Below are 17,718 nucleotides of genomic sequence, written 5' to 3' on the forward strand. Positions count from 1 at the left end.
GCTCCTTTCATTTTTGGTAATAAAATAACCGTCCATAATGAACGGCTGAAAATAGAAAAGGAACGTCATTTTAGGCGTTCCATAGTCTATAAGTTATTCAATTTTTTCTTGTTTCAATACTGATGTGCTGTACCATATCTTTGCATATCTAGGAAAACTTGCGTATCAAGGCTCATTCGTTAGTAGTAAATAAGTAGTAAATTGATGTGTTTGTTTCCTTGAAAATGCTGATAGATACTGTGTTTTAGCGGATAATCAGATTTTTATTGTGTTTTTAAAATAAAAATACCATAAAAATTTTTACACGTCAATAATGTTGGATAGAAAATCTGTGTATTTTGCGTATGCCAGCCTGCATTGTCAGTTATCGATCGGCTCGCCAAACCGCTATCTTCTAATTTGCTGTCATGGCAATAATCGGGATCGTCTCAGCATCTGGATGTTTCAGTGACCGGATTGTTTTTGTCGCAGTAATCCCATCCATTACAGGCATCATGATATCCATCAGAATTGCGTCAAAATAACCTTCCGGTTTCTCCTGGAACATTCTGACCGCCTGCAGTCCATCTTCTGCAACTGTCAGATTTGCACCTTCATCAGACAACAGCGTTTGATTCCGGTATCCCCGGCTTCTCTCCGGTTCTATCTCTCAAAAGTTCTGTCAACTCATTACTAACCTCATACAGACGGTCAAAGGAAAGATTCTGACACACCCCTTTCAATGTGTGCGCACTGCTTCGCTGTGAAGGCGTCCCAAAACAGCCTCACAGTTTCCTCCGATAGCTTTATAGCACTCCTGCATTGTCATCTTTTAGTCCTTCTGTCAATTGTATTCCACTAATTCATGAACCCTGCTAATCATTATGAACATACCTTAAAATCGTTTTTATAACTTCCTCAATCACAATCGGCTTTGACAAATGTGCATTCATTCCTGCTTCCATACACTTTTCAGCATCTTCCCTAAACGCATTTGCAGTCATAGCAATGATAGGGATTGTTTTTGCATCCTGCCGTTCCAGGGATCTTATTGTTTTTGTGGCAGTAAGCCCATCCATCACCGGCATCATGACATCCATTAAAATAACATCGTATGTTCCTGATTCGCAGGCTTCAAAGTGCTGAACAGCTTCTAACCCATTTTTCACTGTTTCTACTTCAGCCCCATTTTCCATCAGCATAAATTCTGCTATTTCCGCATTCAGCTCATTATCTTCAGCCAATAATATCCGGACACCTGATAGATCTGCATTGAAATCTTCTTTTTCTTCCGGTCGTGCATTCGTATCAATTTCAAATGGAAGTATTACACTAAAACAGCTCCCTTCACCCAGCTTACTTTCAACTGTTATGGTTCCGCCCATCTTTTCTACAAGTTGTTTCACAATGGGCATTCCCAGACCTGTCCCATTATAATCAGAACGTGGGGAATTATCTGCCTATACAAATGGAGTAAACAATTCATTTTTTATAAATTCTTCTGACATTCCAATTCCATTATCTTTTATTTTAAAAACACAATAAAAATCTGATTATCCGCTAAAACACAGTATCTATCAGCATTTTCAAGGGAACAAATACATCAATTTACTACTTATTTACTACCATTGAATGAGCCTTGATACGCCAGTTTTCCTAGATATGCAAAGATATGGTACAGCACATCAGTATTGAAACAAGAAAAAAAGGCTTATACCTTACACAGATTACCGAGGACGGCGACCTTGCCGTATTAACTGGAAATAACCAGTTTTCCGTATCTGACAAGGTTATCCGTGGCGGTGTCAAAATTCAGAAACGAGATTTAGAAACGGGCGATACCAAACCACAAGGAAGTGCCACTTTGAAAGATACTGCCTTTGACATCATTTCCTTAAATGATAATGTAGTATTGGTTGAGGGTAAGTTATACAAGAAAAATGAAGTGGTAAAGATAATTCGTACCGATATTGAGGGTATCGCTTCTACTTCTGCTGACCTCTTACCTTATGGAAAATTCCGTATCGTTGAAAGTGAAGCTCCCGACGGTTACTTAACTGACGGTGCAAAACCGATTGATTTTACAATCACAGAAAATGGAAAAATCGTGGACTTAACCGACAAAGCTCATTCTATCTATAATCAGATTAAGCGTGGAGATATTGAGGGTGTAAAAATCGGTGCAGGCACACACAAGCGTCTTGCTGATGTTCCCTTTAGGATCACAAGCAAGACGACGGGCGAAAATCATGTAGTGGTAACTGATAATAACGGGCAATTCTCCACTTCTTCTGACTGGGCTTCACATAAGCACAATACCAACGCAGGCAAGACCAGCGAGAACGGTGTATGGTTTGGAACTTCTGAACCAGACGACAGCAAGGGTGCGTTACCTTATGATACCTACATCATCGAGGAATTACGCTCTGAAAGCAACAAAGGCTTTGAGCTTATCCCACCTTTTGAAATCGTGGTATCAAGAAATAATCTTGTGATTGATTTAGGGACTTTGACTGATGAATACGAGAAAGAAATCTCTATTCATACCACAGCGACCAGCAAAGACGGCGAAAAGACTATCCTTGCAGGAAAAGAGGTTACAATCGTTGATACTGTCAAATTAGACGGACTTACAAAAGGCACAAAGTATAAGTTGAAAGGCTGGCAGATGTTAAAGGAAGAAAACGCCGAGCTTATCATTGACGGGAAACGTGTAGAAAACGATTATACCTTTGTCGCTGATGATGAAGAAATGAAAGTGGAAATTTCCTATACATTCAATGCGTCTGCTTTAGGTGGCAAAAACCTTGTTACCTTTGAAGAATTATATGATTTCAGCAATCCAGACGAACCCGTAAAAGTTGCAGAACACAAAGACATTGAGGACGACGGGCAAACGGTACTTATCACAGAGCGTATCATCAAGATACATACTACCGCTACCGATAAGGACGGCAACAAAGAGCTTAAAGCAGGAAAAGACGTTACAATCATTGATACCGTAACCTTAGAGGGCTTAGAAGTCGGTACACAGTACAAACTTGTGGGCTGGCAGATGTTGAAAGAAGAAAATGCAGAACTTCTTATCAATGGAAAACGTGTGGAAAGTGATTACACTTTTATTGCTGACAGCGAAACTATGAAAGTGGAAGTTGCTTTTACGTTTGACGCTACTTCTCTTGACGGCAAACAGCTTGTAACTTTTGAGGAATTATACGATTTAAGCAATCCAGACGAGCCGAAGAAAGTTACCGAGCATAAGGATATTGAGGATAAGGGACAGACGATTACTTTTAAGGAAAAGCCAGAAGAACCAGAGAAACCCGAAACACCACCGACACCAGAAAAGCCTAACAGACCTAGCGACAGTCCCAAAACGGGCGACAGTACAAATGTAATGGCATTTGTTGTGATGTTGCTTGCGTCTGCTGGTGGACTGGCTGGAACATATCTTTACAAACGCCGTAAAATGAAGAAATCATAAGGCGGTAACGGTATGATGAAAGAAAAATCACGCTCTCCGCCGAAGCTGTCAAACGGCAGATTTTTGCTTATTCTGGCTTGTCTGCCTACAACCTGCAAGAACACGGATAGTCAAGGGTGCGTAAGCATTGATTTTACTCTTTACTATCTGGGGGATTGCTGGTACTTTGGTACTTCCCAAACCGCCAGAATAAGAAATCACAATTAAAAAACTTATCAAATATAGAAAGAAACGAGGTAAAACAATATGGAAATGAAATATGTCGTGCCAGATATGGCACAGTCTTTTGGAACTCTTGAATTTGCAGGCGAAAGCGAGCCAGTCTTTGAAAGAGATAAAAATAATCGCAGGGTCTTAGCCAGACGAAGCTATAACCTTTATTCCGACGTACAGAAAGGCGAAAATGTTGTGGTAGAAATTCCCGTGCAGGCTGGCGAAAAGAAGTTCAAGTATGAGCAGAAAGTAAAACTTGTCAATCCGAAGTTATACGGCAGAGGTTACGCAATCGGGGATATGGGACATACCGATTATGTATTAGTTGCTGATGATATTGTAGCAGTTGAAGAAAAGTAAAGGAGTGAAGAAGTTATGAGATTATCAAACGGATTTGTTATTGACAAAGAGAAAACATTTGGAGAATTAAAATTTACAGCAGTGCGTGATGTGTTCTTACAGAATGAGGACGGGACACCGAGTACCCAGCTTAAAAAGCGTATCTATGATTTGAAGTGTAGTCTGCATGGTGGAATTATCCCCGTGTCTATACCGCCAGAAGTACCGTTAAGGGAATTTCCGTACAATGCAGTTGTGGAGCTTGTCAATCCCGTAGCCGATACGGTATCACGAAAGACCTATACGGGTGCAGATGTGGACTGGTATGTAAAGGCAGAGGATATTGTATTGAAGAATAAAGGAAACCAGAACGCAGGAAGTCCACAGAACCATACACCGCAGGGACAGCCGAAAAAATAAAAATTCTCCTCATAAGTTAGAAAAATAGAGGTACTCTCCCGTTAGTAGATTGCCTACCTTATCGTAAATGGTTAAAATAACGATAGGAGGTGGCACAAATGTATCAAATCAACAATGAAAAATTTGGACAATTTTTAGCCGAAGTGCGAAAAGAAAAACAAATGACACAAAAGGACTTAGCAGATAAGTTGTTTGTGTCGGATAAAACAGTTAGTAAATGGGAACGTGGAAACAGTATGCCAAATGTTACATTACTTATCCCTATTGCTGATATACTTGGTATTACAGTAACAGAACTTTTACAAGGAGAAAAATTAAAAGAGAACAAGACATTAAATAGTGATGTGGTAGAAACTCTTGTTGTAAACTCGTTAGACTTGTCGTTGCGTGATACAATTCATCAACGAAAAAAGAACTGGATATTTGCATTTCTTATCTCAATCGGTGTGGTAGTTATAGAGGCAATATTATTAACTGTTTCTGGAATTTCCATAGAACAAATGGGAGATAGTTTGTATATATCTTTGTTAATGCTTTTGTTTGCAAGTTGGCTTTGCATTTTTGCGAAAGAATTATTACCGACATATTATGATACAAATAAAGTTAATTTTGTATCACAAGGAATTTTCAGAATACACATGGCAGGGCTATCTTTTAATAATGCAAACTGGGGATATGTATTAACAGTATTTAGAGTATTTACATTAGGAACTGCTATTCTATATCCTATTATTTGCTATATCAGTTTTTTAGTTGGTGGCATTTCATTATGGAATACTGTAAAATATCCAGCTATAATTATTTTGCTGATAGGAATGTTAGTAACAACCTATATTGTTGGGAAAAAACACGAATAATGATATAAGCAGTTAGTCTTAGGATTGACTGCTTTTTTCTTACCCAGAAAGGAGTGATTGATTTATGCGTAAGATTTGGAACAAAGGACACCGTATCAGAGCCAGCGACAAGCACCTTGTCTACCATTTTTCCATAGGAACGCTTCTGTTTATATTCGTGGCGGTTCTTCTGCTACTGAATATAAAACAGCTCATGCGTACCGATTGGGAGCATTTCAGCTTGTTAGAAAACGGCTTGACGCTCTCCCCTTACAACTTCATAACCATACTGATAGCGACTGGTGTTTGTGCATTGGTCGTTTTTCTGTATTACCGATTCTGTTACGACAGTTTCAAGAAGCTCCTGCACCGTCAAAAGCTGGCAAGAATGATACTGGAAAATAAGTGGTATGAAACCGATACCATACAAGACAGCGTTTTTTTTACTGACCTGCAAAGCAGATCAAGGGAAAAAATCGTCTGGTTTCCAAAGATTTATTATCAAATGGAAAAGGGACTGCTTCATATCCGATGTGAAATCACATTAGGAAAATATCAAGACCAGCTTTTACGGTTAGAGGATAAATTGGAAAGTGGCTTGTATTGTGAGCTGACCGACAAGACCCTGCATGACGGCTATATCGAATATACCCTGCTTTATGATATGATAGCGAACCGCATTACCATTGATGAAGTACGGGCAGAAAACGGCTGTCTTAGACTGATGAAAAATCTTGTCTGGGAATATGACGCACTCCCTCATGCTCTGATTGCTGGTGGGACTGGTGGCGGTAAAACCTATTTTCTGCTGACGCTCATTGAAGCCTTACTGCATACTAACGCTGTCCTTTATATCTTAGACCCGAAGAACGCTGACCTTGCAGACTTAGGGACAGTTATGGGAAATGTGTATCACACCAAAGAAGAAATGATAGATTGCGTCAATGCCTTTTATGAGGGCATGGTACAGCGAAGTGAGGAAATGAAGCGACACCCGAACTATAAAACGGGCGAAAACTACGCCTATCTGGGACTTCCACCCTGCTTTCTTATCTTTGATGAATATGTGGCATTTTTTGAAATGCTGGGGACGAAAGAAAGCGTGAGCTTACTTAGCCAGTTAAAGAAAATCGTTATGTTAGGACGACAAGCAGGTTATTTCCTTATCGTTGCCTGCCAGCGTCCAGACGCAAAGTATTTTAGCGACGGTATCAGAGATAACTTCAATTTCCGTGTGGGGTTGGGGCGTATCAGCGAATTAGGTTACGGTATGCTGTTTGGTTCAGATGTGAAAAAGCAGTTTTTCCAGAAGCGTATCAAGGGGCGTGGCTATTGTGATGTGGGAACAAGCGTGATAAGCGAATTTTACACGCCTTTAGTCCCGAAAGGACATGATTTTTTGCAGACTATCGGCTCTCTTGCACGAGCAAGGCAGGACGGGACGGCGACGTGCGAAGCGAAAGGCGACGGCACGGACTAGCCGTTGCTGGTGTGGCGTAAGCCACGCCAGCAGGTAAAACCCCTCGGTATCTAACAGAGGGGTACGTTTGCAAATAGACAATAGACAAAAAACATAGGAAACATAAGGCTTCTGGCATGATTTCCTAGCAAAAATCGGTTGTGAAGTCGCCTTAAAAAACTTCACACTTGACAGATTGGGGGTATGGTTCTGAATGAAGAACAATGGATAAAAGAATTACGGGAGAAACGGGTTGTTTACGGTATCTCGCAAGGCAGGCTGGCGGTGGCTTCTGGTATCACAAGGGAATATCTCAACAAGATAGAAAGCGGAAAAATGAAGCCGTCAAAGGAACTTCTGGAAACTTTGCATAAAGAACTGGCAAGGTTCAATCCAGAAGCACCGCTTACTATGCTGTTTGATTATGTGAAAATTCGTTTTCCCACGCTGGATATACAGCACATCATCAAAGACATATTAAAACTGAATATCAATTATATGCTCCATGAAGATTACGGACATTACAGCTATACGGAGCATTATTCTTTAGGGGACATCTTTATCTATACGTCGGCTGACGAAGAAAAAGGTGTCCTTTTAGAGTTAAAGGGGCGTGGTTGCAGGCAGTTTGAAAGTTACCTGCTGGCACAACAAAGAAGCTGGTATGACTTTCTCATGGACGCACTCGTAGACGGTGGTGTGATGAAGCGTATCGACCTAGCTATCAACGATCATACGGGCATTTTGGATATTCCAGAGCTTGCGGAAAAATGCAGGAAACGGGAATATATCGGAAAGTCCAGAAGCTATAGGTTTTATCAGTCTGGCGAGCTTATCAAGCACAGAGAGGACGACAGAGAATATATGGGACGTACCCTTTATCTTGGTTCGCTGAAATCAGATGTGTATTTCTGTATCTATGAAAAAGACTATGAACAGTACGTCAAGCTGGGGACGCCACTTGAAGAAGCCGACATTATCAACCGTTTTGAGATACGACTTCGGAATGAACGAGCTTATTATGCAGTACGAGATTTGCTGACGTATTATGACGCAGAGCAGACTGCCTTTTCTATCATCAACCAGTATGTGAGGTTTGTTGATGAAGAACCAGACAAGCGAAAAAATGACTGGAAACTCAATGACCGCTGGGCTTGGTTTATCGGCGATAACAGACAGAGCTTGAAGCTGACGACAAAGCCAGAGCCTTACACCTTAGACCGTACATTGCGGTGGGTACAACGGCAGGTAGCACCGACCTTGAAAATGCTGAAAAAGATTGATAAAGGAAACGGTACAGACTACATGGAAACAATCGAACAGCAGGCAAAGCTCACAGAAAAGCATGAAATGATAATCAAACAGCAGACGACCCCTGCAAAAGATTTGGTGGAAAGTTAGGAGTGATAAAAAATGTGGGTATTATTAAAAGACTTCCTGCTGGTATCTATGGAAATGGGTATCGGCGTAGTCTTGATGTGTATTTTGAATGTCGGCAAAGAAGCTGACTATGAAATGAAACAATTAAAAGAAAGCGAGGACAATTAAATGAATTTCGGACAAAATTTGTATCAATGGTTTTTATCAAATGCACAGAGCTTGGTGCTTATGTCGATCGTGGTTATCGGTATCTACTTAGGTTTCAAGCGTGAGTTTTCCAAACTTATCGGCTTCTTGGTAGTTGCCTTAATTGCTGTCGGCTTGGTATTCAATGCTGGCGGTGTGAAAGATGTACTGTTAGAGCTGTTCAATAAGATTATCGGTGCATAAAATATTGAAATTATCTTTAATTGCAGAGCAAAAAATGATATGATAACATAAAATCTTTCATAAAAACAAAATACATTCTTTCGTGCTTTTTAAGATTTTTACTGTATCATTTTATTTAAAATTACTGTGAAAGGACGATTACTATGTTATCTACAATTTATGCTTTGCTATGTATTATAGTTCCTTGTTCCTTATACCAGCTTATCATTTGCAAGCGTCAAAACAAAAAACAAGAAAACAAAGCAATTCATTTTGTATGGGTATATATTTTTCTGTTATATATCTACTTGACGTTCTCTGTTGCAGGTATAGGTAGTATTTGGGATATTGGACATTATGATACGATTATAAGATTAGAGGAAATCAATTTATTACCGTTTCAGTCTGAGGGGATAATGACTTATGTTTTAAATATTATAATGTTTTTACCTCTGGGCTTTTTAATTCCTTTAATTTGGAAACGATACAGAAATCCTCTGAAAATTTTTATGATAGGCTTCGGTTTTTCATTATCCATTGAACTTTGCCAGTTATTCAATCGGAGAAATACAGATATTGATGATTTAATGATGAATACGCTAGGGGCAGTTATTGGATATTTTATTTGGAAATTGACAAAAAGGTTATTTAAAAATATTAACCATAAATCTATTTCTCTTTCTAAACTAGAACCTATTGTATATTTAACTCTTGCAGTTTTAGGAGAATTTCTATTATTCAACTGGAGAATTTTTCTCTAGTGCTAACAAAAATATTTACACAAAAAGCAGTTAGTCTTAGGATTGACTGCTTTTTTCGTACCTAAATTTCAGATTGGAGTGATGAAATGAACGATGTTTTTAAGGATATGCAGGTAAAAGTCGGTTGCGATTATCTTTCTGACCTGCCCTCTTACAAGCGTAAGGTGTGGCAGGAAATGAAACGACTGAACCCTGCCAATTATGAAGAAAGACAGTTAGAAGATTTTTCAAAGTATGTGTTTGGTATGTCGTACCAGACCTTAAAAGATGTGATGAAACAACAGAAAGGACGTGAGGAACAATGCAGGAAACAAGGGTGCTGGTGGAAACGAGAGGAACAACTGGCGAAGAAACAATATCATACTGGTTTGAACTGCCGATAGATGTTGCCGAGTTTGAAGAAAAGTTAGGTGTCGGTGCAGAAAGTGGGGATTACCGTATTATCGAAAAGGTGTTGCCTTATGCTGATGAAGTCCACGAACATACAAGCGTGTACCAGCTCAACGAATTAGATTTTATGTACCGCCAGCTTTCAAGTGATATGCAGGAAGAATATGTATCACTACTTACGGTGTTTGAAAATTTAGAAGCACTTTATATTTGCAGGAATGTGATTACGGTTTATCCCAACTGCAAAAGCATGATAGATGTTGCAAAGCAAAAGCTGATGAACGACCCGACGTTCAAACATTTATCCGAGGACTGTCAAGCCTACTATTTTGACTTTGAAGCCTATGCTTCTCACTTGCAGGAACACGGGAAATTTTTAGTAACAGAACACGGTATCTTTGAACTGCCAGAGTAGGAAATGAGGTGGTGCTTATGATTGATGATATGGCGGTTTACATTGCTAATCTTGGCAAATACAATGAGGGCTATTTAGTCGGTGCTTGGTTCACATTTCCTATTGACGAGGAAGATGTAAAAGAAAAAATCGGCTTGAATGAACAGTATGAGGAATACGCTATCCATGATACCGACAACTTCCCCATTGCGATTGGCGAGTATGTTTCCATTGAAGAACTCAATGAGATGTATGAAATGATAGAGGAACTTCCCGACTATATTGTAGAGTGTCTGGACGAATTTATCAGTCACTATGGGACGCTGGAAGAAGTTGTGGAACACAAGGACGATATTTATTATTATCCCGACTGTGAAACCATGACAGATATTGCCTACTACTACATAGACGAATTGCAGGCACTAGGGGATATTCCACCCAGCTTACAGAACTACATTGACTATGAAGCCTACGGGCGAGATTTGGATATGGGCGGTTGCTTTATTGAAACAAGCCGAGGTATGTGCGAGATACCATACTAACGCTGGAAGATCAGCGACAAGCATTGTTGCTACTGACAGCGTATTTCTCTTTTAAGGGACAGTCTGAAAATGGCTGTCCTTTTCTCTTTGAAGAACTTACGAAAGGAGCTGAAAGAACTTGAAAAAGATTAAATCTTATACGGGTATCTGGAACGTGGAAAAAGTCTTGTATGCAATCAATGATTTTAACTTACCCTTTCCCGTTACTTTTACACAGATTACATGGTTTGTGATTACGGAATTTATCATCATTCTGTTTGGGGATATTCCTCCACTTTCCATGATTGAGGGAGCATTTCTCAAATACTTCGGTATTCCTGTTGCTCTCACTTGGTTTATGTCGCAGAAAACCTTTGACGGAAAGAAGCCGTACAGCTTTTTGAAATCACAGATAACCTATGCCCTGCGACCAAAAATCACTTATGCAGGAAAAGCCGTAAAACTGCATAAGCAGATACTCAATGAAACAATCACGGCAGTAAGGAGTGTGAACTATGTTCCCGATAAAATATATTGACAACAACCTTGTCTGGAACAAGGACAATGAGGTGTTCGCTTACTATGAGCTGATACCGTACAATTATTCTTTTCTATCCGCAGAGCAGAAATTTATCGTGCATGATAGCTTTCGCCAGCTTATCGCACAGTCCCGTGAGGGTAAAATTCATGCGTTGCAGGTTGCCACGGAAAGCTCTATTAGAAGTATGCAGGAGCAGTCAAAGAAGTTAGTTACGGGGAAGTTAAAGGAAGTTGCTTATCAGAAAATAGACGAACAGACCGAAGCGTTAGTATCAATGATTGGGGATAATCAAGTGGACTACCGCTTTTTTCTTGGCTTTAAGCTCATGGTTACAGAAGAACAGCTCAATCTGAAGAACATCAAAAAATCAGCGTGGCTGACATTCAAAGAGTTTCTCCATGAAGTGAACCACACGCTGATGAATGACTTTGTTTCCATGCCGAATGATGAAATCAACCGTTACATGAAAATGGAAAAGTTACTGGAAAATAAAATCTCCCGTCGCTTCAAGGTGCGTCGCTTGGAAATCAATGATTTTGGGTATCTCATGGAACATCTTTACGGCAGGGACGGTATCGCTTATGAAGATTATGACTATCAGCTACCAAAGAAGAACTATAAAAAAGAAACGCTGATAAAATACTATGACCTTATCCGTCCGACAAGGTGTGTGATTGAAGAAAGCCAGCGATATTTACGATTGGAACATGAGGACAAGGAAAGTTATGTGTCCTATTTTACCGTCAATGCGATTGTCGGCGAGCTTGATTTTCCGTCGTCTGAAATCTTCTATTTCCAGCAACAGCAATTCACATTCCCCGTTGATACTTCTATGAATGTAGAAATCGTAGAAAATCGAAAAGCATTAACAACCGTCCGCAATAAGAAAAAGGAATTGAAAGACCTTGACAATCACGCTTATCAAGCAGGAAGTGAAACCAGCTCGAATGTGGTAGACGCCTTAGACAGCGTGGACGAGCTGGAAACAGACTTAGACCAGAGCAAAGAAAGTATGTATAAGTTAAGCTACGTGATACGGGTGTCTGCACCCGATCTTGACGAGCTGAAACGCCGTTGTGATGAAGTCAAAGACTTTTACGACGACCTCAATGTAAAGCTGGTGCGTCCTGCTGGGGATATGCTGGGGCTTCATTCTGAATTTCTTCCTGCCAGCAAGCGATATATCAATGACTATGTGCAGTATGTAAAATCAGATTTTTTAGCTGGACTTGGCTTTGGAGCAACCCAGCAGTTAGGGGAAACTACGGGTATCTATATGGGCTATTCCGTTGATACGGGAAGAAATGTGTACCTGCAACCGTCTTTAGCTTCGCAGGGCGTAAAAGGCACAGTTACCAACGCCCTTGCTTCTGCTTTTGTCGGTTCTCTTGGCGGTGGGAAGTCGTTCTGCAATAATCTTCTGGTATATTATGCGGTGCTGTTTGGCGGTCAAGCACTTCTGTTAGACCCTAAAAGTGAGCGTGGCAACTGGAAAGAAACGCTCCCAGAAATCGCCCATGAAATCAATATCGTAAACCTAACCAGCGATAAGGACAATGCAGGACTTCTTGACCCGTTTGTGATTATGAAGAATGTAAAAGACGCTGAAAGTCTGGCAATCGACATCTTAACATTTCTTACGGGTATTTCCTCTAGGGACGGCGAAAAATTCCCCGTACTTCGTAAGGCGGTACGCTCCGTTACCCAGAGCGACAGTCGGGGCTTGCTCCATGTGATAGACGAGCTACGCAGTGAAGATACGCCCATATCAAGAAATATCGCAGACCATATCGACAGCTTCACGGACTACGACTTTGCACATCTGCTGTTTTCAGACGGTACGGTGGAAAATGCAATCAGCCTTGATAACCAGCTCAATATCATTCAAGTAGCCGACCTTGTACTGCCAGATAAGGACACGACCTTTGAGGAATACACGACTATTGAATTATTGTCGGTGTCTATGCTGATTGTGATTAGTACCTTTGCCCTTGATTTTATCCATTCGGACAGAAGTATTTTTAAGATTGTCGATTTGGATGAAGCGTGGGCGTTCTTAAATGTGGCACAAGGAGAAACGCTCTCTAACAAGCTGGTTCGTGCTGGACGAGCTATGCAGGCAGGCGTTTATTTCGTTACACAATCTTCTGGGGACGTGGCAAAGGAAAGTCTGAAAAACAATATCGGCTTAAAATTCGCTTTCCGTTCTACTGACATCAACGAGATAAAACAGACCTTAGAATTTTTCGGTATCGACAAGGACGATGAAAACAACCAGAAACGGCTTCGTGATTTGGAGAACGGACAATGCTTATTGCAGGACTTATACGGGCGTGTCGGTGTGGTACAGATACACCCAGTTTTTGAAGAACTGCTACACGCCTTTGATACCAGACCGCCCGTACAGAGAAATGAGGTGGAGTGATGAAAGAAAGGATAAAAGGTGCGTTCACAAAAAGGAGGATACTTCACTTTCTCAAAACGGCTCTGTTCGTGGTGGCACTCTCCCTTATCCTGCTTTCACTTTTGGGGACGGTGGCTCATGCAACGGGACTTGTAGACGATACTATCAATGCAGAAAATCTTTACTCAAAATATCCGCTATCTAACTACCAGCTTGATTTTTATGTGGATAATAGCTGGTCGTGGTTGCCGTGGAACTGGCTGGACGGCATTGGAAAATCGGTACAGTACGGGCTTTACTGCATTACCAACTTTGTCTGGACGATAAGCCTTTATTTAAGCAATGCCACGGGCTATGTGGTGCAGGAAGCCTATAAACTTGATTTTATTAACGATATGGCAGACAGTATCGGAAAGAGCATACAGACCCTTGCAGGTGTAACCGAGAACGGCTTTTCTTCTACGGGCTTCTATGTTGGTTTCCTGCTTCTCATTATCTTAGTGGTGGGAATGTATGTTGCTTATACGGGACTGATTAAACGGGAAACCAGCAAGGCACTTCACGCTGTTATCAACTTTGTGGTGGTGTTCGTGCTGTCCGCTTCGTTTATTGCCTACGCTCCCGACTACATCAAGAAGATAAATGAATTTTCATCAGACATCAGTACCGCTTCTTTGGACTTGGGAACAAAAATCATGCTCCCCAACTCCGACAGCGAGGGCAAGGACAGCGTGGACTTGATACGGGACAGCCTATTTTCTATTCAAGTGGAACAGCCGTGGCTACTTCTGCAATTCGGTAACAGCAACATAGAAGAAATCGGGACAGACCGTGTGGAAGCTCTGGTATCAGTAAGTCCAGAGGACGAGGACGGAAAGACCAGAGAGGAAGTCGTGAAAATAGAAATCGAGGATAACGACAATAATAATCTGACGATACCGCAGGTGGTAAACCGTTTAGGTATGGTGTTCTTCCTCTTGTTCTTCAACTTGGGGATAACGATATTTGTATTCTTGCTTACGGGCATGATGTTGTTTAGCCAGATACTTTTTATTATTTTTGCAATGTTTTTACCTATCAGCTTTCTACTTTCCATGATACCCAGCTATGAAAGCATGGCAAAGCAGGCAATCGTAAGGGTGTTTAATACCATAATGACACGGGCAGGAATAACGCTCATTGTAACAGTGGCGTTCAGTATTTCCAGTATGTTTTATAACATTTCCACAGATTACCCGTTTTTCATGGTGGCGTTCTTGCAGATAGTATGTTTCGCAGGTATCTATATGAAGCTGGGCGACTTAATGAGTATGTTCTCTTTGAACGCTAACGACAGTCAAAGCATGGGACGAAGAATTTTCCGCAGACCGTATCTATACTTGGCACATAGGGCTAGGCGTATGGAAAGACGGCTTGCTGGTGCGGTTACTGCTGGTGGTGTTGCTGGTGCGGTGGCTGGTAGTTCTGTTGCTGGCAAAAGAGCTGAAAGAAAAAATACAGCTTCTAAAGAAAATCGGGGCAATACCACTTCCAGCATGGGACAGCGTGCAGGCTCAAAGGTGGGTGCTGTCTTAGATACGAAAAATAAAGTGAAAGACAAGGCAAATGCTGTCAAAGAAAACATCAAGGATATGCCGACACAGACCGCTTATGCGGTGTATTCCGCAAAGGAAAAGGCAAAGTCCAGCGTGTCCGACTTCAAGCGTGGCATGGTGCAGGAACAGCAGTCCAGACAGACGGGACGATTGGAAAAGCAGGAACAGCATAGGCAGAATATCGCTGACAAGCGTATGGAGCTTCAAAAGGCACAAGAAGCAAGGCAGGCACAGCGAAAGGCTGACGGATCAGCGACAACGGGAGCTACCCGTCCCCATGAGCGACCAGCCACAGCTTCAAGCGTTTCAAAGACGGGTGCTGAAAAAATGCAGGAAGTCAAACGTCCTGCCACAGCGACCACTTCAAAGATAAGTGAGCCAGTCAAAGCAAATGTTATCAAAGAGCGTCCGCTATCTTCTGGTGCTTCTGATAGAAAAGCGACCCAACCTGCACAGCCAGTACATAGGCAGAATGTAGAAAAAGTGGTATCGCAGGAAACACGCCAGAATTACAAAACAGAGCGTACCACAAAAACACAGACCTTTGAACAATCAAAGCATACAACGGAACATACCGAGAAGAACCGTAACCTTGTAACGAAGAAAGGACAGAAGAAAAAATGAAACTGAAACATATCGCTATCATTGGCAGTCTGTTTCCTATCCTCTTTTCGCTGGTGCTGTTTTTTGGGGTGTTGATAAGTGCGGACAGCGACGACGAGAACAGCAACTTTTCTTCTGGCATTACGGGTATGAACTTATCCGCAGAAGTTTTGAAACATCAGCCTATGGTAGAAAAATACGCCAGAGAATACGGTATCTCTGAGTATGTCAATGTATTGTTGGCTATCATTCAAGTAGAAAGTGGCGGTACGGCAGAAGATGTTATGCAAAGTTCAGAAAGTCTGGGACTACCGCCCAACTCTTTAGATACGGAAAGCTCAATCAAGCAGGGGTGTAAATATTTTGCGTCCCTGCTTTCTTCCTGCCAAAATCAAGGTATCGACGATTTGAATGTAGCGATACAGTCCTATAACTATGGCGGTGGCTATGTGGGATATGTGACTGGAAACGGGAAAAAGCATACCTTTAATCTTGCGGAAAATTTTGCCCGTGAGAAATCGGGTGGAAAGAAAGTAACCTACACCAACCCGATAGCTGTTGCGAAGAATGGGGGCTGGCGGTATGGTTACGGAAATATGTTCTATGTGGAATTAGTCAATCAATATCTAACTGTTCCGCAGGTATCGGGAGAACTGGCACAAAAGGTAATGAATGAAGCGTTGAAATATCAAGGCTGGAAATATGTGTATGGTGGCAGTAACCCCAACACTTCTTTTGACTGTTCGGGACTGACGCAATGGTGCTATGGAAAAGCTGGTATCTCTTTACCGAGAACAGCACAAATGCAATATGACGCTACCCAACATCTTCCTCTTTCGCAGGCAAAGGCTGGGGACTTGGTATTTTTCCATTCCACCTATAACGCTGGTTCGTATGTAACCCACGTCGGTATTTATCTAGGAAATAACCAGATGTACCATGCAGGCGACCCGATAGGATATGCAGACCTAAGCAGTAGTTACTGGCAACAGCACTTAATCGGTGCAGGACGAGTAAAACAATAGAAAGGACTTGAAAATATGTTTAAGAAGAATAAGAAACAGACAGAAACTATTAAAGAACCAAAAGAAAAAAAGGTGCGTACTGTCAAGGTAGGCACACATAAGAAAACCGTGATTGCGTTGTGGGTGGTGCTTATCGCAAGCGTGAGCTTTGGGGTATATAAGAATTTTACGGCTATCGACCAACACACGACCCATGAAAAAGAAATCATTAAGCTTCGCTTGCAGGACACCAACGGGATAGAAAATTTCGTGAAGAACTTTGCGAAGTCCTATTACACATGGAATAACAGTAAAGAAGCGATTGAAGCAAGGACGCAGGCAATCAGCGGTTATCTGACAAAGGAATTGCAGGACTTAAATGTTGATACCATTAGAACCGACATACCGACCAGCTCCACAGTTACAGATGTGATTGTGTGGAGTATCGAACAATCGGGAACGGACACTTTTTCTGCTACCTACGAAGTAGATCAGCAGATAAAAGAGGGAGAACAGACAAGCAATGTGAAAGCAACCTATACCGTAAAAGTCCATGTAGACGCTGACGGGGATATAGTAATCATTCAGAACCCTACCCTTGCACCAGCAATCGAAAAATCAGACTATGAACCTAAGACACCAGAAGCAGACGCAAGTGTAGACGCTGATACCGTGAATGACGCTACCGCATTTCTGGAAACATTCTTTAAGCTCTACCCGACAGCTACGGAAAAAGAGCTTGCCTATTATGTATCGGGAAATGTGCTTGAACCTATCGGCAGGGACTATCTTTATTCTGAACTGGTAAACCCTATCTTTACAAAGGACGGGGACAATGTGAAAGTCAAGGTAGGCGTGAAATTCCTTGATAATCAGACAAAGGCGACGCAGATATCGCAGTATGAACTTGTGCTACATAAGGATAGTAACTGGAAGATTGTAGGATAAATTATATAGCGTGCATTTCCTAAATGAGATTTGCACGCTTCACTTTCTGTACAAACACCATATAACACTTGACAACAG

Annotated in this window: 18 protein-coding genes and 3 pseudogenes; 17 read left to right on the plus strand and 4 right to left on the minus strand. The window is 41.4% G+C overall.

Going from position 1 to position 17,718, the window contains the following annotated elements:
* Window positions 1–394 precede the first annotated feature (394 nt).
* The 4 genes and pseudogenes from NQ556_RS08145 to NQ556_RS16830 form a co-directional block, all read right to left on the minus strand.
* On the minus strand, window positions 395–604 hold the full coding sequence (locus NQ556_RS08145) for a response regulator (protein ID WP_008370427.1): 210 nt from the start codon (window positions 602–604) through the stop codon (window positions 395–397).
* Entirely contained in the window at window positions 597–713 is a 117-nt protein-coding gene (locus NQ556_RS16685) for a hypothetical protein (protein WP_326998081.1), read from the minus strand. Before NQ556_RS16685 ends, NQ556_RS08145 begins: the two co-directional genes overlap by 8 nt.
* Before the next feature lie 141 nt (window positions 714–854).
* Window positions 855–1,223: a response regulator gene (locus NQ556_RS08155; protein WP_330656652.1), complete on the minus strand. Its 369-nt coding sequence runs from the start codon at window positions 1,221–1,223 to the stop codon at window positions 855–857.
* Window positions 1,224–1,304: 81 nt separating this feature from the next.
* Window positions 1,305–1,412 (minus strand): annotated as a pseudogene (locus NQ556_RS16830) (sensor histidine kinase); the annotation flags it as partial.
* Window positions 1,413–1,684: 272 nt separating this feature from the next.
* On the opposite strand from NQ556_RS16830, the pseudogene NQ556_RS08160 reads away from it, so the two are divergent.
* The 17 genes and pseudogenes from NQ556_RS08160 to NQ556_RS08240 all read left to right on the plus strand — a co-directional run.
* Window positions 1,685–3,463 (plus strand): annotated as a pseudogene (locus NQ556_RS08160) (SrtB-anchored collagen-binding adhesin); the annotation flags it as partial.
* Window positions 3,464–3,709: 246 nt separating this feature from the next.
* Complete coding sequence (locus NQ556_RS08165; protein WP_005339720.1) at window positions 3,710–4,036, plus strand: YdcP family protein; 327 nt, start codon at window positions 3,710–3,712, stop codon at window positions 4,034–4,036.
* A 15-nt stretch (window positions 4,037–4,051) separates the two neighbouring features.
* Window positions 4,052–4,435, plus strand: coding sequence for a YdcP family protein (locus tag NQ556_RS08170; protein WP_008370415.1), 384 nt, complete (start codon window positions 4,052–4,054; stop codon window positions 4,433–4,435).
* A gap of 98 nt (window positions 4,436–4,533) precedes the next feature.
* The gene (locus NQ556_RS08175; RefSeq protein ID WP_117762155.1) at window positions 4,534–5,292 is read left to right on the plus strand and encodes a helix-turn-helix domain-containing protein; all 759 of its coding nucleotides are present in this window, start codon (window positions 4,534–4,536) and stop codon (window positions 5,290–5,292) included.
* 64 nt (window positions 5,293–5,356) lie between these two features.
* Window positions 5,357–6,751, plus strand: a complete 1,395-nt coding sequence (locus NQ556_RS08180) for an FtsK/SpoIIIE domain-containing protein (RefSeq protein ID WP_204575959.1) — start codon at window positions 5,357–5,359, stop codon at window positions 6,749–6,751.
* A gap of 183 nt (window positions 6,752–6,934) precedes the next feature.
* On the plus strand, window positions 6,935–8,131 hold the full coding sequence (gene mobT, locus NQ556_RS08185; protein ID WP_204575960.1) for a MobT family relaxase: 1,197 nt from the start codon (window positions 6,935–6,937) through the stop codon (window positions 8,129–8,131).
* Window positions 8,132–8,164: 33 nt separating this feature from the next.
* Window positions 8,165–8,278, plus strand: a pseudogene (locus NQ556_RS08190) (DUF3789 domain-containing protein); the annotation flags it as partial.
* Window positions 8,279–8,500 carry a hypothetical protein gene (locus tag NQ556_RS08195; RefSeq protein ID WP_003060793.1) on the plus strand — a complete coding sequence of 74 codons (222 nt, stop codon included), beginning with the start codon at window positions 8,279–8,281 and terminating at the stop codon, window positions 8,498–8,500. It abuts the pseudogene before it with no gap.
* A gap of 143 nt (window positions 8,501–8,643) precedes the next feature.
* A complete protein-coding gene (locus NQ556_RS08200; protein WP_006857107.1) occupies window positions 8,644–9,240 on the plus strand; it encodes a VanZ family protein in 597 nt (198 codons plus the stop codon).
* 86 nt (window positions 9,241–9,326) lie between these two features.
* Complete coding sequence (locus tag NQ556_RS08205; RefSeq protein ID WP_006857180.1) at window positions 9,327–9,623, plus strand: hypothetical protein; 297 nt, start codon at window positions 9,327–9,329, stop codon at window positions 9,621–9,623.
* Entirely contained in the window at window positions 9,542–10,045 is a 504-nt protein-coding gene (locus NQ556_RS08210; protein ID WP_006857106.1) for an antirestriction protein ArdA, read from the plus strand. The genes NQ556_RS08205 and NQ556_RS08210 overlap by 82 nt, the downstream gene beginning before the upstream one ends.
* Window positions 10,046–10,062: 17 nt before the next feature.
* Window positions 10,063–10,566 carry an antirestriction protein ArdA gene (locus tag NQ556_RS08215; protein ID WP_006857105.1) on the plus strand — a complete coding sequence of 168 codons (504 nt, stop codon included), beginning with the start codon at window positions 10,063–10,065 and terminating at the stop codon, window positions 10,564–10,566.
* A gap of 118 nt (window positions 10,567–10,684) precedes the next feature.
* A complete protein-coding gene (locus NQ556_RS08220) occupies window positions 10,685–11,083 on the plus strand; it encodes a conjugal transfer protein (RefSeq protein ID WP_003061368.1) in 399 nt (132 codons plus the stop codon).
* Window positions 11,061–13,511, plus strand: coding sequence for a conjugal transfer ATPase TcpF (tcpF, locus tag NQ556_RS08225; protein WP_204575961.1), 2,451 nt, complete (start codon window positions 11,061–11,063; stop codon window positions 13,509–13,511). The genes NQ556_RS08220 and tcpF overlap by 23 nt, the downstream gene beginning before the upstream one ends.
* Window positions 13,511–15,709 carry a CD3337/EF1877 family mobilome membrane protein gene (locus tag NQ556_RS08230; protein ID WP_204575962.1) on the plus strand — a complete coding sequence of 733 codons (2,199 nt, stop codon included), beginning with the start codon at window positions 13,511–13,513 and terminating at the stop codon, window positions 15,707–15,709. Before tcpF ends, NQ556_RS08230 begins: the two co-directional genes overlap by 1 nt.
* A complete protein-coding gene (locus NQ556_RS08235; RefSeq protein WP_044998635.1) occupies window positions 15,706–16,713 on the plus strand; it encodes a C40 family peptidase in 1,008 nt (335 codons plus the stop codon). Before NQ556_RS08230 ends, NQ556_RS08235 begins: the two co-directional genes overlap by 4 nt.
* Before the next feature lie 15 nt (window positions 16,714–16,728).
* Window positions 16,729–17,640, plus strand: a complete 912-nt coding sequence (locus NQ556_RS08240; RefSeq protein WP_008370364.1) for a conjugal transfer protein — start codon at window positions 16,729–16,731, stop codon at window positions 17,638–17,640.
* The last annotated feature ends 78 nt before the right edge of the window (window positions 17,641–17,718 follow it).

The organism is Coprococcus comes ATCC 27758 (assembly GCF_025149785.1).
In the GTDB taxonomy this organism is placed as follows: domain Bacteria; phylum Bacillota; class Clostridia; order Lachnospirales; family Lachnospiraceae; genus Allocoprococcus; species Allocoprococcus comes.